Genomic DNA, 502 nt, shown 5'->3' on the forward strand with positions numbered 1-502 from the left:
GCCAGCCTGGCCCTGGTCGAGCAGCTTGCGGAACATCTCGACGCCGGTAACCGTCGTCTTCGACGTCGCACGGATGCCGACGATCTCGACTTCCTCGCCAACCTTCACGATACCGCGCTCGACGCGACCCGTCACCACCGTGCCGCGGCCCGAGATCGAGAACACGTCCTCGATCGGCATCAGGAACGGCTGGTCGATCGGACGCTCGGGCGTCGGGATGTAGGCGTCGACCTCGGCCATCAGCTTGCGAACCGCGTTCTCGCCGATCTCCCTGTTGGAGTCTTCGAGAGCGGCCAGCGCCGAACCCGGAACGATCGGAACGTCGTCGCCCGGGAATTCGTACATCGACAGAAGCTCGCGAACCTCGAGCTCGACCAGCTCCAGCAGCTCAGGATCGTCGACCTGGTCGACCTTGTTCAGGAACACCACGATCGCCGGGACGCCGACCTGACGGGCAAGCAGGATGTGCTCGCGGGTCTGCGGCATCGGGCCGTCGGCAGCC

1 protein-coding gene is annotated in these 502 nt (G+C 65.7%); it reads right to left on the bottom strand.

Translation table 11 applies throughout. The features are described 5' to 3' along the window. Window positions 1-502, bottom strand: a 502-nt coding sequence (locus FY036_RS00070) for a GTP-binding protein (protein WP_235897419.1), incomplete at both ends; no start/stop codon positions are given.

The sequence above is a fragment of the Neoaquamicrobium microcysteis genome (genome assembly GCF_008180155.1).
In the GTDB taxonomy this organism is placed as follows: domain Bacteria; phylum Pseudomonadota; class Alphaproteobacteria; order Rhizobiales; family Rhizobiaceae; genus Aerobium; species Aerobium microcysteis.